Origin of the sequence: Kitasatospora sp. NPDC057936, from assembly GCF_042887525.1 — a bacterium.
Classification (GTDB): Bacteria; Actinomycetota; Actinomycetes; order Streptomycetales; family Streptomycetaceae; genus Kitasatospora.
Genome location: NZ_JBHVPD010000053.1, coordinates 1 through 15,667 on the forward strand (window position 1 = coordinate 1; position 15,667 = coordinate 15,667).

General features: G+C 71.1%; 9 protein-coding genes. All 9 read left to right on the forward strand.

The window, feature by feature from the left end:
- Positions 1 to 85 precede the first annotated feature (85 nt).
- The 9 genes from ACFVU9_RS25595 to ACFVU9_RS25635 all read left to right on the forward strand — a co-directional run bounded on the left by ACFVU9_RS25595 (position 86) and on the right by ACFVU9_RS25635 (position 15,615).
- On the forward strand, positions 86 to 2,617 hold the full coding sequence (locus tag ACFVU9_RS25595; RefSeq protein ID WP_387597130.1) for a SpoIIE family protein phosphatase: 2,532 nt from the start codon (positions 86 to 88) through the stop codon (positions 2,615 to 2,617).
- A gap of 265 nt (positions 2,618 to 2,882) precedes the next feature.
- A complete protein-coding gene (locus ACFVU9_RS25600; RefSeq protein WP_380438124.1) occupies positions 2,883 to 5,483 on the forward strand; it encodes a SpoIIE family protein phosphatase in 2,601 nt (866 codons plus the stop codon).
- Between the two features lie 93 nt (positions 5,484 to 5,576).
- Positions 5,577 to 7,382, forward strand: a complete 1,806-nt coding sequence (locus ACFVU9_RS25605; protein WP_387597133.1) for an ABC transporter family substrate-binding protein — start codon at positions 5,577 to 5,579, stop codon at positions 7,380 to 7,382.
- A gap of 220 nt (positions 7,383 to 7,602) precedes the next feature.
- A complete protein-coding gene (typA, locus tag ACFVU9_RS25610; protein ID WP_380438128.1) occupies positions 7,603 to 9,507 on the forward strand; it encodes a translational GTPase TypA in 1,905 nt (634 codons plus the stop codon).
- Between the two features lie 431 nt (positions 9,508 to 9,938).
- Positions 9,939 to 11,564: an ABC transporter substrate-binding protein gene (locus tag ACFVU9_RS25615; RefSeq protein ID WP_380438130.1), complete on the forward strand. Its 1,626-nt coding sequence runs from the start codon at positions 9,939 to 9,941 to the stop codon at positions 11,562 to 11,564.
- A gap of 88 nt (positions 11,565 to 11,652) precedes the next feature.
- A complete protein-coding gene (locus ACFVU9_RS25620) occupies positions 11,653 to 12,597 on the forward strand; it encodes an ABC transporter permease (RefSeq protein ID WP_380438133.1) in 945 nt (314 codons plus the stop codon).
- Positions 12,590 to 13,531, forward strand: coding sequence for an ABC transporter permease (locus ACFVU9_RS25625; protein WP_380438135.1), 942 nt, complete (start codon positions 12,590 to 12,592; stop codon positions 13,529 to 13,531). The genes ACFVU9_RS25620 and ACFVU9_RS25625 overlap by 8 nt, the downstream gene beginning before the upstream one ends.
- Before the next feature lie 19 nt (positions 13,532 to 13,550).
- Positions 13,551 to 14,600: an ABC transporter ATP-binding protein gene (locus ACFVU9_RS25630; RefSeq protein ID WP_380438137.1), complete on the forward strand. Its 1,050-nt coding sequence runs from the start codon at positions 13,551 to 13,553 to the stop codon at positions 14,598 to 14,600.
- On the forward strand, positions 14,593 to 15,615 hold the full coding sequence (locus ACFVU9_RS25635; RefSeq protein ID WP_380438139.1) for an ABC transporter ATP-binding protein: 1,023 nt from the start codon (positions 14,593 to 14,595) through the stop codon (positions 15,613 to 15,615). The genes ACFVU9_RS25630 and ACFVU9_RS25635 overlap by 8 nt, the downstream gene beginning before the upstream one ends.
- Positions 15,616 to 15,667: the final 52 nt, after the last annotated feature.

Consider the following 15,667-nt stretch of genomic DNA (forward strand, 5'->3'; position numbering starts at 1 on the left):
GTGGGCTCGGAGATGTATAGAAGAGACCGGTGCCGAGGCCGGCACCCCGCGGCCCGCGCCGACCCTCGACGTCCCTGCCCCGGGTTTGCGCAGCCGGCCCGCCCGCCCGTTCCCCGGCGGGCCCACCGAGCCGCCGGGCGGGGCCGGCAGCCCGGCCGAGGGCAGTCTGCTCGACATGCTCAAGGTCGCCATCGCGATCCTCGACACGGCCGGCCGCGTGGTGCTCTGGAGCCCCGCCGCCGAGGAGCTGCTCGGCTGGCCGAACGAGCTGCTGGTCGGCCGCCGGATCGACGAGCTCATCCCGGACCACGACCAGGTCGCCCGGATCCAGGCCGCCATCCGGGACACCCTGCGCAACGGCCGCTGGGCCGGGCCCGCCGAACTGCGCGACCGGGACGGCGTGCCGGTCGCCGTGGACGCCCGGATCTCGCTGCTGGTGGACGGCGACGGCACCCCGTTCCTCCAGGTCAACCTGGCCGAGGCGGCCGCCGTCCGGGCTGTCGAGCGCGACCTCGCGGTGCGTGACGCGCTGTTCGAGCAGTCCCCGCTCGGCATCGCCGTCCTCGACACCGACCTGCGCTACACCGCCGTCAACCAGACGCTCGCCGAGATGAACGGCGTCGCCACCGACGACCACGTCGGCCGCACCACCGGCGAGACCCTGCCCGAGCGGGCCGCCGACGAGATCACCGCCATCCAGCGCCAGGTGCTGGCCACCGGCGAGCCGGTCATCGACGTCACCCTCGCCTCGCCGGTCACCGCCCGCTCCGGCTACCGCTCGATCTCCTACAGCCGGATGACCGACCGCTCCGGCCGGGTGCTCGGCATCTCCGGCACCGTCATGGACGTCACCGAGCGCTACCGGGCCGTCGCCAAGGTCGAGCACGCCCGGCGCCGGCTCTCCCTGCTCAACGAGTTCGGCTCGCGGGTCGGCGACCTCCTCGACGCCGCCCGGATCGCCCAGGAGCTGGCCGGCTCCGTCGTCCCCCGGCTCACCGACCACTCCGCGGTGATCCTGCTGCAGGCCGTCGCCCACGGCGACGACCTGCCCCGCCACGGCCACGACCGGCGCACCTCGCTGCTCCAGCTCGGCACCGCCTCCGTCCAGGACGGCCCCGAGGTCGACGTGATGCTGCGCCGCGGCGCCCGGATCACCTTCGCCGAGGACTCCGCCTGCGGCCGGGTGCTGCGCACCGGCGTGCCCGAGCTGCTCTCCGGCGCCGACCAGCTGAACGACGTCACCTACCCGGGCGACCCGAAGATGCAGGCCGCGCACGACCTCGGCGTGCACTCGATGCTCGTCGTCCCGCTGCGCGCCCGCGGCATCGTGATCGGCCTGCTGCTGGTCAGCCGGGCCGGCTACCGCGAGGGCTTCGACCGGGACGACCTCGCCTTCACCGTCGAACTCGCCGACCGGGCCGGCAGCTCCCTCGACAACGCCCGCCTCTACGCCCGCGAGCGCACCGCCGCGCTCACCCTCCAGCGCACCCTGCTCCCGCAGCAGGTCCCGCAGCCCACCGGCGTCGAGGTCGCCTACCGCTACGTGCCCGGCTCCAGCGGCACCGAGGTCGGCGGCGACTGGTTCGACGTCATCCCGCTGCCCGGCGACCGCACCGCGCTGGTCGTCGGCGACGTCATGGGCCACGGCCTGCGCGCCGCCGCGACCATGGGCCGGCTGCGCACCGCCGTCCGGGTGCTCGCCGCCCTCGACCTGCCGCCGGACGTGCTGCTGCGGCACGTCCACGAGCTCGCCGACGACCTCGCCCAGGGGCCGGACGAGGCGCTGCTCGCGACCTGCGTCTACGCCGTCTTCGACCCCGGCACGGCCCGGCTGACCGTCGCCAAGGCCGGGCACATCCCCCCGGTGCTCGTGGTGCCCGGCCAGGAGACCGAGGAGCCGACCCGCACCGGCGGCCCGCTGCCCGGCGGCACCGGCCGGATCCTCGACCTGCCCTCCGGCGCCCCGCTCGGCGTCGGGGGCGTCCCGTTCGAGTCGGTCGAACTGAAGATCCCCGAGGGCAGCCTGCTCGCGCTGTGCACCGACGGCCTGGTCGAGTCCCGGGACAAGGACCTGGACGTCGGCCTCGGCCGGCTGGTCACCGTCCTCCAGGAGCCGCACGCGTCCATCCAGGCCGCCTGCGAGGCCGTGCTCGACACCATGGAGCAGGGGCGCGAGCCGGACGACGTCGCGTTGCTGCTGGCCCGGCTCGGTCACGGCCAGGCCGGCACCCCGACGGCCGGCTGGACGCTGCCGGCCGAGCCCACCGCCGTCTCCCGGGCCCGGCGGCTGGTGCGCTCCACGCTCGCCGAGTGGGGCGTCGAGGCGCTGACCGACATCGCGGAGCTGCTGGTCAGCGAGCTCGTCACGAACGCCGTCCGGTACGCCAGCGCCCCGATCGGGGTCCGGCTGACGCTCGGCGAGACGCTGCTGGTGGAGATCTCCGACCCGCTTCCCGACCCGCCCCGCGAGCGGCACGCGGCCGAGGCGGACGAGGGCGGCCGGGGCCTGGAGCTGGTCCGCCGGCTCGCACTGCGCTGGGGCGCCAGGGCCGAGGGCATCGGCAAGGTCGTCTGGTTCGAGCAGGCGCTCCCGGGTAATGAGCCCGACGAGCCGTGAGGCGTGCGGCGGGCGAGGGCGTGAGCCGGCGCGGAGGACCAGCGGGACGCGAGTAGAACGGAGCTGCATATGCCACCTGGCGGCCAGGGGGAGCGCGCACTCCGGCAGGGGGCGCGGGCGTGGCATTGTGGTTGCGCGGGCGGTAGGACAAAAACCTTCGCCCGATCTGATGTTGTGATGTTGAGGGCGTGTGAACGCACCCCTCGATGATGAATACTCGGTCTTCTCGACATCCGGACGGTCGCGGGTTGGAGGGGTCGGTCCGTTGAACAGCACCCCGGCGCGGAACGCGCCGAGCAGCAGCGGTCATGCCGCCGTGCCCGGGCAGGCCGGTTCACCGCACCTGCCCGCCCCGGTGACGGCCCGCGCGGCCGCCGCGGCCGAGGGCCGGCACGGCGCCGCCGCCCACGTCGGCACCCACGCGGGCGCCGGCTCGGTCTACGACTACATCCGGGTCGCCACCTTCGCGATCGGCCCCGACGGGCGGATCAGCCAGTGGAGCGAGCGCGCCGCCGAGTTCTTCGGCGTCCCCGCCACCGACGCGGTCGGCGCCGACCCGATCACCACGTTCGTGCCGCGCGAGCTCTGGCAGCGCGGCCGCGCCCGGCTGGAGCGCACCCTCGGCGGCGAGGAGTGGACCGGCACCACCCCGTACCTCGACGCCGCCGGCGGCGAGGGCCTGGCCGAGCTGTACCTGATGCCGGACACCGCCCTGCCCGCCGGCGCCACCTGTCTCGCCGTCGACCTCGGCCGGCTGCGCCGCGTGGAGACCGATCTCGCCGCCTCGGAGGCGGTTTTCGGCCAGACCCCGACCGGCTTCGTCCTGTTCGACGACCGGCTGCGCCTGCAGCGCGTCAACGACGCCTTCGCCTCCGGCATGGGCCTCGCCCCGGTCGACCTCGAAGGCCTCACCCCGCACGACCTCTTCCCACCCTCCGAGGCCGACCGGCTGAGCGCCGCCCTGCGCAAGGTGCTCGCCACCGGTGAGCCCGTGTTCGACCTGCGCTTCCACGGCGTCGTCCCCACCCGCGAGGGCAACCGGCTCTGGGCCGTGTCGCTCTACCGCCTCAACGGCGCCGCGGGCCAGCCCATCGGCGTCGCCGGGCAGGTCTCCGACGTCACCAGCCGGCACGTCGCCGAGCGCGAGGCCGACGGCGTGCGCCGCAACCTCGCGCTGCTCAACGAGGCCAGCGCGCACATCGGCTCCACCCTCGACCTGGAGACCACCGCCAAGGAGCTGCTGGACGTCGTCGTCCCGCCGTTCTGCGACCTCGCGACCGTCGACCTGTACACCGCGCTGCTCTCCGGCGAGAGCGTCCCGAGCGCCGGGCGCCTCGGCGACACCGTCCTCACCGACGGCAGCGGCGAGCTGCGCCGGGTCGCCGTCTCCAGCGTCGTCGGCGGCGCCTCCTCGGTGCTCGGCTCGGTCACCGGCCTGCCCATCGCCGAGGCCGGCGGCACGCTCTGCTACCCGCGCCGCTCCCCGCACGCCCGGGCCCTGCGCACCGGCCGCAGCGTCGTCCCCGAGCCGGGGCCCGACCCGCTGCTGCGCTCCACGCTGATCGTCCCGCTGGTCGCCCGCGACCAGGTCCTCGGGCTCGTCCAGCTCTCCCGCGCCATCGGCAGCGAGCCCTTCGACGCCCGCGACGTCGCCATCGCGGAGGAGCTCGTCGCCCGCGCCGCCGTCTGCATCGACAACGCCCGGCTCTACCGCCGCGAGCACGAGCGGGCCCTGATCCTCCAGCGCAGCCTCCTGCCGCCCGGCAACCCGGCCGCCAGCGGCCTGGAGATCGCCTGCCGCTACCTGCCCAGCAACAACAACACCGAGGTCGGCGGCGACTGGTTCGACGTCATCCCGCTGCCCGGCAACCGCACCGCGCTCGTCATCGGCGACGTCATGGGCCGCGGCCTGCGCGCCGCCGTCGCGATGGGCCAGCTGCGCACCGCCGTGCGCACTCTCGCGATGCTCGACCTCGACCCCGCCGAGGTGCTCGGCGCCCTCGACGAGATCGCCCGCGGCCTCGGCGACGACTCCGTACCGGCCGGCCCGGCCAGCCCGTACGGGCGGCTCACCTCGACGGCCGACGAGGAGGCCCGCGAGGTCTACCTGGCCACCTGCGTCTACGCGGTCTTCGACGCCGTCACCCGGCGCTGCGTGTTCGCCAACGCCGGCCACCTGCCGCCGGTCCTGCTCAGCCCCGGCGAGCCCGCCCGGATGCTCGACGTGCCGCCCGGCCTGCCGCTCGGCGTCGGCGGCGAGCCCTTCGAGGAGGTCGAGCTGACCCTGCCCGACGGCGCCGTCCTCGGCCTGTACACCGACGGCCTCGTGGAGAGCCGCAAGCACCAGCTGGACGAGGGCCTGCGGGCCTTCCGCACCGCGCTCTCCGCCGAGGGCAAGGGCCTGGAGGACCTCTGCGACCACGTCCTCGGCGAGCTCAACCCGCACCACGGCGAGGACGACATCGCCCTCCTGATGGCCAAGGTGCACGCCTTCCCCGAGGACAGCGTCGGCAACTGGTTTCTGCCGCCCGAGCCCACGTCCGTCGCCAAGGCCCGCGAACTCGCCTGCAGCTGGCTGCTCGCCCGCGGCCTGGACGAGCTCGTCGACACCACCGAGCTGCTCGTCAGCGAGCTGGTCACCAACGCGCTCAAGCACGGGCGGGGCGAGATCCGGCTGCGGCTGCTGCGCGACCGCGGGATGGTCTGCGAGGTCTGGGACGACGGCTACGCCCAGCCCCGGCAGCGCCGCGCGCAGGAGACCGACGAGGGCGGGCGCGGCCTGCAGCTCGTCAGCCTGCTCGCCGAGCGCTGGGGCAGCCGGCGGACGCCCAAGGGCAAGATCGTCTGGTTCGAGCTGGCGCTCTGAGGCGTCCGGGGGATCGGCCGTCCGGGTGCAGTCGCCCGGCGGCCCGCCGTGTCGGCGCGGGCGCGACCGGCCGGTCGGCGTTCGATGGCCGCCATGCGCGTCCGCCAGCTCACCGCCGCAGCCGCCGCGCTGCTGCTCGCCGCCGTGCTCGGCGGCTGCTCCGACCGCCCGGCCCCGGCCCGGCCCCCGGCCCCCGAGCCCGCCCCCGAGGCCACCGCCGCCACCGGGGACGTCCGGCCCGCCGACCGCGCCGCCGTCCGGGACGGCGGGACGCTGCGCTGGGCGGTGGACCGCGTCCCCGCGACGCTCAACGTCTACCAGCCCGCCGCGACCGCCGACTCGGCGCTGCTCGCGCACGCCCTCTACCCGTCGCTCTTCCGGCCCGACGGGCACGGCCGGCTCGTCCCCGACCCGGACTACCTGGCCGGCGCCGAGTCCACCCCGCCCGGTCAGCGGCCGCAGGTCGTCACCTACCGGCTCAACCCGCACGCCGTCTGGAGCGACGGCACCCCGCTGACCGCCGCCGACCTGATCGCCCAGCGGGCCGCGCTCTCCGGCCTCGACCCGGCGTACCGGGGCGGGCACCCGGCCGGGTACGACGCCATCGACTCGATCGGCCAGGGCGCCGACCCGCACGAGGTCAAGGTCACCTTCCGGCGGCCCTGCGCCGACTGGCCGTCCCTCTTCGGACCGCTGTACCCGGCCGCCGAGACGTCCACCGCGGCGGCGTTCAACCAGGCGCTCGCGGGCGGGGGCCACCTCGGCGCCGGGCCGTACGCGGTGTCCCGGTACGACGCCGAGGACGGACGGGTGACGCTGGAGCGCAACCCGCTCTGGTGGGGCGACCGGCCGAAGGCGGACCGGATCGACTTCCTCGCGGCGGCCCCCGAACGGCGCCTCGACGCCCTGGACCAGGACCTGCTGGACATCGCCCCGGTCACCGCCGCGGTGGACCGGGCGGTGCCCCCGGCGCCGTCCGCGAGCCCCTCCGCGGCCGCACCGCCCGCCGCCGCACCGCCCGCCGCCGCGCCCGAGGCGGCCGCGCTCGCCCTGCGGCGGGCCGAGTCGCTGCCCGGGATCACCGTGCACCGGGCCGCCGCCGCCTCGCTCACCCAGCTCACCCTCAACGCCGCCCGGGGCCCGCTCACCGACCCGGCGCTGCGCCTCGCGCTCGGCCGGGCCGTCGACCGGCGGCGGGTCGCCGCCGCGGCCCTCACCCCGCTCGGCGTCGCCCCGGCCGCCCTGGGCAGCCACCTCCTCGCGGGGGACCAGGACGGCTACCGCGACAACAGCGCGGCCGCAGGCCCGGCCGACGCCGCCCGGCTCTTCGACGAGGCCGGGTGGAAGCGGCCGGACGGCGGCGGCACGCGGGCCAAGGACGGCAAGCCGCTCACCCTCGACCTGCTCGTCCCGGCGGGCTCCGCGACCGCCAAGCGCACTGCCGACGCCCTCACCGCCGGCCTCGCCGAGCAGGGCGTCGCCCTGCGGACGGTGACCGCGCCCGCCGACACCTTCGTCAAGGACCACCTCGCGGTGGGCGACTACGACCTCGCCCTGTTCTCCTGGCCGGCCGGCCCCAGTCCGGCGAGCGAGCAGCGGCCCGCCTACGCCAAGCCCCGGCCCGACCCCGACGGCGCCCTCGACCCGGGCAGCAACTACGCCCGCAGCGGCACCGAGGAGATCGACCGCCTCTTCGACCGGGCGGCCGGCGAGCTCGACCGGGCCACCCGTCTGGACCTGCTCCAGGAGGCCGACGTCCGGATCTGGCAGCTCGGCCACTCGGTGCCGCTCTACCAGCGGCCGGAGCTGGTGGGCGTCCGCTCGGGCGTGGCCGGGGCCGGGGTGTGGGGCTTCGACTGGCCGCGCTTCCAGGACGTCGGGTGGGCCGTGACGCCGTAGCCCGGCGTGACCCGGCTGTGATCTTGATCCCGCCGGACGGGCTCGTTTCTGCCCCGGTGCGCCCTTCCCCGTACCATAGGAGAAAGCCGGGGCGTGTCCAGATGCCCGGCGGGTGGACCGGTAGTAGCAGGCGAACGGGTGACGGCGGCCGACGGCGGCCGCAAGTGCGCGTCTCGCGGCCGGGCGCCGTAACCCACGATTCCGGGAGAATCCGCTAGGCATGCCCACGCGCAACGACATCCGTAACGTCGCCATCGTCGCCCACGTCGACCACGGCAAGACCACCCTGGTCGACGCCATGCTGAAGCAGGCCGGCGCCTTCGCGGCCCACCAGCACCTCGACGACCGCATGATGGACTCGAACGACCTGGAGCGCGAGAAGGGCATCACCATTCTCGCGAAGAACACCGCGGTCAAGTACCACCCCAAGGATGGTGGCGCTCCGATCACCATCAACATCATCGACACCCCGGGCCACGCCGACTTCGGTGGCGAGGTCGAGCGCGGTCTGTCGATGGTGGACGCGGTCGTGCTCCTCGTCGACGCCTCCGAGGGCCCGCTGCCGCAGACCCGCTTCGTGCTCCGCAAGGCGCTCTCGGCCCGTCTGCCCGTCATCCTCTGCATCAACAAGACGGACCGCCCGGACTCCCGGATCGACGAGGTCATCAACGAGACCTACGACCTCTTCCTGGACCTGGACGCCGACGAGGACCAGATCGAGTTCCCGATCGTCTACGCCTGCGCCCGTGACGGCGTCGCGTCGCTGACGAAGCCGGAGAACGGCACCGTCCCGGCCGACAGCACCAGCCTGGAGCCGTTCTTCTCCACCCTGCTGGAGCACGTCCCGGCCCCGAGCTACGACGAGGACGCCCCGCTCCAGGCCCACGTCACCAACCTGGACGCCGACAACTTCCTCGGCCGCATCGCGCTGCTGCGCGTCGAGCAGGGCGAGCTGCGCAAGGGCCAGACCGTGGCCTGGATCAAGCGCGACGGCTCGATCCAGAACGTCCGCATCTCCGAGCTGCTGATGACCGAGGCGCTCACCCGCAAGCCGGCCGAGGTCGCCGGCCCCGGTGACATCTGCGCCGTCGCCGGCATCGGCGACATCATGATCGGCGAGACCCTGGCCGACCCGGAGAACCCGATCGCGCTGCCGCTGATCACGGTGGACGAGCCGGCCATCTCGATGACCATCGGCACCAACACCTCGCCGCTCGTCGGCCGTGGCGGCAGCGGCAAGGGCGCGGACGCCAAGGCCGGCGCCAAGGTGGACCGCAAGGTCACCGCCCGCCAGGTGAAGGACCGCCTGGACCGCGAGCTCATCGGTAACGTCTCGCTGCGCGTCCTGGACACCGAGCGCCCGGACGCCTGGGAGGTGCAGGGCCGTGGTGAGCTGGCGCTGGCCATCCTGATCGAGACCATGCGCCGCGAGGGCTTCGAGCTGACCGTCGGCAAGCCGCAGGTGGTCACCAAGGAGGTCAACGGCAAGACGCACGAGCCGGTCGAGCGCCTCACCGTGGACGTCCCCGAGGAGCACATGGGTGCCGTCACCCAGCTCATGGGCATCCGCAAGGGCCGGATGGACAACATGTCCAACCACGGCTCGGGCTGGGTCCGCATGGAGTTCGTCGTGCCGTCCCGCGGCCTGATCGGCTTCCGCACCGAGTTCCTCACCAACACCCGCGGCACCGGCATCGCCCACTCGATCCACGAGGGCCACGAGCCGTGGTTCGGCACGCTGACCACCCGCAACAACGGCTCGCTGGTCGCCGACCGGGCCGGCGTGGTCACCGCCTTCGCGATGACCAACCTGCAGGAGCGCGGCGTGCTCTTCTGCGAGCCGGGCACCGAGGTGTACGAGGGCATGATCGTCGGTGAGAACTCGCGCTCCGACGACATGGACGTGAACATCACCAAGGAGAAGAAGCTCACCAACATGCGGTCGTCGAACGCCGACGTCGCCGAGTCGATCGTCCCGCCGCGCAAGCTCTCGCTGGAGCAGTCGCTGGAGTTCTGCCGCGAGGACGAGTGCATCGAGGTGACCCCGGAAACGGTTCGCATCCGCAAGGTCGTCCTCGACCAGAAGGACCGCGGCCGCACCGCTTCGCGCGCCAAGAAGGCGTGATCCCGACGGTTTGATCGGCCTTTGGCCGGAAAGCTCCGCCCCCCTTTCCACTGGAGAGGGGGGCGAACTTTTTCAATCACCCCAAGTTGTCGATGCGCGTATAAACGGAATAGCGCCTATCACAGTGGAGTGTCCGCTGAGCGAACATGACAGTCCGTCATTCATGACGACTGTCCGTTTGGTACCTGTCTGGCTATGTCTCATATGTCCGGTTTTCGAAACTTACCGACCGTTCATGTGACCTAATTGAGATCGGCAGTGGTCACTTTCGTGTCCGTGCGTGACGGATAGTGGAGCCAGTCAGGCTCGGGTCAAGGGTTAACGCGCAGGGGTGCGCGCCGAAACCACGAGCGCGGACGGCACAGCGGATCCGGTATCAACCAACCGCGGTGCTCTCCTCGTTGGAAAGTCGATTTCAGGAGGCATCCCCCATGCGTGGTGCAACCCAGACCAAGTGGCTCGTTGCGGCGACCGCGATCGCCCTGGCCGCGACCGCTTGCAGCACCAGCTCGAAGAGCAGCGACTCGGCCTCGAAGGACGGCGGCAGCATCGCCGTCCAGCTCGGTGAGCCCCAGCACGGTCTGGTTCCGCAGAACACCGCGGAGTCCGAGGGCACGCAGGTCGTGTACTCGCTGTTCACCGGTCTGGTCGACTACGACATCAAGACCAACGCGCCGAAGCTCGCGATGGCCGAGTCGATCGACTCCGCGGACAGCACGACCTGGACGATCAAGCTCAAGGACGGCTACACCTTCCACAACGGCGAGAAGGTCACCGCCAAGTCCTTCGTGGACGCCTGGAACTGGGGTGCCAACCAGGACAACGCCGCCGAGGGCCTGCCCTTCTACGACAAGATCCTCGGCTCCGACGAGCTGGCTCCGGGCAAGGGCAAGACCCCGACCGCCAAGGAGCTCAAGGGCCTGAAGGTCGTCGACGACAAGACCTTCACCGTCACCCTGAAGGCGCCGTTCTCGCAGTTCAAGACGATGCTGGGTTACAACCCGTTCTACCCGCTGCCGACGGCGTTCTTCTCTGACCCGAAGGCGTTCGGCGAGCACCCCATCGGCAACGGTCCCTTCCAGATGGACGGCGACTGGGACCACAACAAGCAGATCAAGATCAAGCGTTACGACAACTACGGTGGCACCAAGGCCCACCTGCAGAACGTGACCTTCAAGATCTACGACAACCTGGACACCGCGTACAACGACCTGCGCGCCGACAACATCCAGGCCACCAACAAGCTCCCGATCTCCGCGATGTCCACCGTCGCCAGCGAGTTCGGCGACCGCTACATCAACAAGCCGGAGTCGGGCATCGGCTACATCGGCTTCCCGATCGCCTACAACCCGGCCTACCAGAAGCCGGAGATCCGCAAGGCGATCTCGATGGCGATCGACCGTGACCAGATCACCAAGACGATCTTCGCCGGCACCCGCGTCCCGGCCTCGGACTTCGTCAGCCCGCTGATCAACGGCTACCGCAAGGACGCCTGCGGCGACGCCTGCAAGTACGACCCGGCCAAGGCCAAGGACCTCTTCACCCAGGCCGGCGGTCTGCCGGGCAACACCCTGGAGCTCGGCTACAACGCCGACGGCGGCCACAAGGAGTGGATCGAGGCCGTCGGCAACCAGCTGAAGAAGAACCTCGGCGTCGAGGTCACCTTCAAGCCGTTCGAGAAGTTCGGCAAGATCCTGGACGCGCTCCAGGCCAAGCAGTACCAGGGCGCCTTCCGCATGGCCTGGTCGATGGACTACCCGTCGATCGAGGACTACCTGCGCCCGATCTTCTCCAAGGTCGCCATCGACAGCGGCTCGAACTACGGCGGTTACGTCAACGACCAGTTCGAGAGCCTGCTGACCCAGGCCGACGGGGCGAAGACCGAGGACGAGGGCATCAAGCTCTACCAGCAGGCCGACGACATCCTGATCAAGGACATGCCGTACATCCCGGTCTACACGTACCAGTCCTCCGCTGCGTACACCAAGAAGATCAAGAACTTCAACACGGATGCGCAGATGCGCTACAACCTGGCCGAAGTTGAGATGGCCGGCTGATCCGGTAGTCAGACGATCGGGGGCGGGTGGACCGGACCACAGTCCGGCTCGCCCGCCTCCCTTCCTTGTCCGAAAGTATGGAGGTCTGATGGGCCGCTATGTGATCCGCCGGTTGATACAGGCGATCCCTGTTCTCATCGGTGCGACGTTCCTGATCTATTTCATCGTCTTCTCGCTGCCGGGTGACCCGGTGCAGGCGCTGGCCGGTGAGAAGCGCGCCGACCCGATCGTGGCGGAGATGATCCGTCAGAGGTACCACCTGAACGACCCGTTCCTCGTTCAGTACTGGCACTACATCTCGGGCGTCTTCCAGGGCGACCTGGGCGAGAGCCTGCAGGGTCGCAGCGTGAGCGACATGATCGGCGACGCCTTCCCCTACACCCTGAACCTCGGCATGGTGGCGTTCGTCATCGAGGCGGTCGTCGGTGTGGCGGCGGGTGTCATGGCGGCCCTGCGCAAGGGCAAGTTCCTCGACCAGCTGGTCCTCCTGAGCACCCTGCTGGTCATCTCGGTCCCGGTCTTCGTCACCGGCTTCATCCTCCAGCTGGTGCTCGGCGTCCAGCTGAAGAACTCGTACGGCATCGACTTCTTCTCGGTCTCCTTCAACGAGGAGGACGGAATCCGGGCCTACCTGCTGCCGGCCTTCGTCCTCGCGTCGCTCTCGCTCGCGTACGTCGCCCGACTGACCCGCACCAGCCTGATGGAGACCATGCGCGCGGACTACGTCCGCACCGCCGTCGCCAAGGGCCTGAAGCGCCGTCGGGTGATCGGCCGGCACGCCCTGCGCAACGCGCTGATCCCGATCGTCACCTTCCTCGGCGCCGACCTCGGTGGCCTGATGGGCGGTGCGGTGATCACCGAGAAGATCTTCAACATCCACGGCATCGGCGGTCTGCTCGCCCAGGCCGTGTACCAGAAGCAGGGCACGATCATCGTCGGCGTCGTCACGCTGCTGGTGATGATCTACCTCGTGACCACCCTGCTCGTGGACATGCTGTACGCCGTGCTCGACCCGAGGATTCGCTATGAGTGACACCATCACCAAGGACGCCTCGGCGCCGGCCGGGGACAACAGCCCGAAGGCCGCGCCGGCGAAGAAGCAGAAGCCGGAGCGCGTTGCCAGCCTGTGGTCGGACGCGGTCCGCGACCTGCGCCGCAACCCGATGTTCATCATCGGCGGCGTGCTGGTGCTGGCGCTGATCGTCATCTCGATCGTGCCGCAGTGGTTCACCGACGGCAGCCCGTTCGACAACAACGCGTGCGACCTGTCGCACTCGCTGGAGCGTCCGAGCGCCGACCACTGGTTCGGCTACGACGTCCAGGGCTGCGACAACTACACCCGCACCATCTGGGGCGCCCGCAACTCGATCATCGTCGGCATCCTGACCACCACCATGGTCACCGTGGTCGGCTCCCTCCTCGGCCTGCTGGCCGGCTGGAAGGGCGGGATCGTCGACTCGGTCCTGTCGCGGTTCACCGAGATCTTCTTCTCGATCCCGACCCTGCTCGGCGGCATGCTGATCATGTCGATGCTCGGCAAGGGCAACGCCTACACCGTCTCCCTGGTGATGGCCGTCCTCGGCTGGCCGCAGATCTACCGCATCATGCGCGCCTCGGTGCTGGCGAACAAGAACAACGACTACGTGATGGCCGCCCGAGCCCTGGGCGCGGGTGCCGGCCGGATCACCTTCCGGCACATCCTGCCGAACGCCATCGCGCCGGTCATCGTCGTCGCCGCGATCAGCCTGGGTGTCTACATCGGCGCCGAGTCCGCCCTGTCCTACCTGGGCATCGGCGTCCAGTCGCCGGAGATCTCCTGGGGCCTGATGATCAGCGACGCCCAGGTCCGCTTCCTGGCGGCCCCGCACGTGCTGCTCTTCCCCGCCGCGGTCCTGAGCGTCACCGTGCTGGCCTTCATCATGCTCGGCGACGCGGTGCGCGACGCCCTCGACCCGAAGCTCCGCTGAGAGAAGAGGTGACGACCCGATGACCACCGTGATCGAGAAGAACCAGAAGAGCGGCCGGCTCGAAGTTGGCACCCCGCTGCTGGAGGTCAAGGACCTCCACGTGGAGTTCCACACCCGGGACGGCGTCGCGAAGGCCGTGAACGGAGTCAACTACTCCGTGGCCGCCGGTGAGACCCTGGCGGTGCTCGGCGAGTCCGGCTCCGGCAAGTCGGTGACCGCCCAGACCATCATGGGCATCCTCGACATGCCGCCCGGCAAGATCAGCCAGGGCCAGATCCTCTTCCGCGGCCAGGACATGCTGGCCATGAAGGAGGAGGAGCGCCGGCAGATCCGCGGCCAGAAGATCGCGATGATCTTCCAGGACGCGCTGTCCTCGCTGAACCCCGTCATGACCGTCGGCGCCCAGCTGGGCGAGATGTTCCGGGTGCACCGCGGCGCCTCCAAGAAGGAGGCCCGGGAGAAGGCCATCGAGCTGATGGAGCGGGTCCGCATCCCCGCCGCCAGGCAGCGCGTCGGCGACTACCCGCACCAGTTCTCCGGCGGCATGCGCCAGCGCATCATGATCGCGATGGCGCTCTCCATGGAGCCCGACCTGATCATCGCCGACGAGCCCACCACCGCCCTGGACGTGACCGTCCAGGCCCAGGTGATGGACCTCCTCGCCGAGCTGCAGGCCGAGTACAACATGGGCCTGATCCTGATCACCCACGACCTCGGCGTGGTCGCCGACGTCGCGGACAAGATCGCCGTCATGTACGCCGGCCGGATCGTCGAGACGGCCCCGGTGCGCGACCTGTACGCCAACCCGGCGCACCCGTACACCAAGGGCCTCCTGCGTTCCATCCCGCGCCTGGACCAGAAGGGCCAGGAGCTGTACGCGATCAAGGGTCTGCCCCCGAACCTGCTGAAGGTCCCGGCCGGCTGCGCGTTCAACCCCCGCTGTGACGTCGCCACCGACCTGTGCCGCACGGAGATCCCGGCGCTGCACCAGGTGACCGACAAGGACGGCAAGGAGCTCACCGGCCGCCGCAGCGCGTGCCACCTCTGGAAGGAGACCCTCCATGGCTGAGCCCATCCTGGAGGTCAAGGACCTGGTCAAGCACTACCCGCTGACCCAGGGCATCCTCTTCAAGAAGCAGGTCGGCGCGGTCAAGGCGGTCGACGGCATCTCCTTCGACCTGATGAAGGGCGAGACGCTCGGCATCGTCGGCGAGTCCGGCTGTGGCAAGTCCACGCTGGCCAAGGTGCTGATGAACCTGGAGCGGGCCACCTCCGGCCAGGTGCTGTTCAAGGGCGAGGACATCTCCAAGCTGACCGGCCAGGCCCTCAAGGCCGTGCGCCGGAACATCCAGATGGTGTTCCAGGACCCGTACACGTCGCTGAACCCGCGCATGACGGTCGGCGACATCATCGGCGAGCCGTTCGAGATCCACCCCGAGGTGGCGCCGAAGGGCGACCGCCGCAAGGCCGTCCAGGACCTCCTGGACGTCGTCGGCCTGAACCCGGAGTACATCAACCGGTACCCGCACCAGTTCTCCGGCGGTCAGCGCCAGCGCATCGGCATCGCCCGCGGCCTCGCGCTCAAGCCCGAGATCATCATCTGCGACGAGCCGGTCTCCGCCCTGGACGTGTCCGTCCAGGCGCAGGTGATCAACCTGCTGGAGCAGCTGCAGAGCGACTTCGGGCTCTCGTACATGTTCATCGCCCACGACCTCTCCATCGTCCGGCACATCTCCGACCGCGTCGGCGTGATGTACCTCGGCAAGATGGTCGAGATCGGCTCGGACGAGGAGATCTACGAGAACGCCACCCACCCGTACACCCAGGCGCTGCTCTCCGCGGTGCCGGTGCCGGACCCGACGGCGCGCGAGCACCGCGACCGGATCATCCTGACCGGCGACATCCCCTCGCCGGCCAACCCGCCGTCCGGCTGCCGCTTCCGCACCCGCTGCTGGAAGGCGGAGGACCGCTGCTCCGAGGAGATGCCGCTGCTCGCGGTGCCCTCGCTGCTCAAGGGCGCGGCCGCGCACGAGTCGGCCTGTCACTTCGCCGAGGTGCGCGAGACGGAGACGGCCGCGGCCTGACCGACGGCACCCGTGACGCACCCGGAAGGGCCCGTGGCTTCCCGCCACGGGC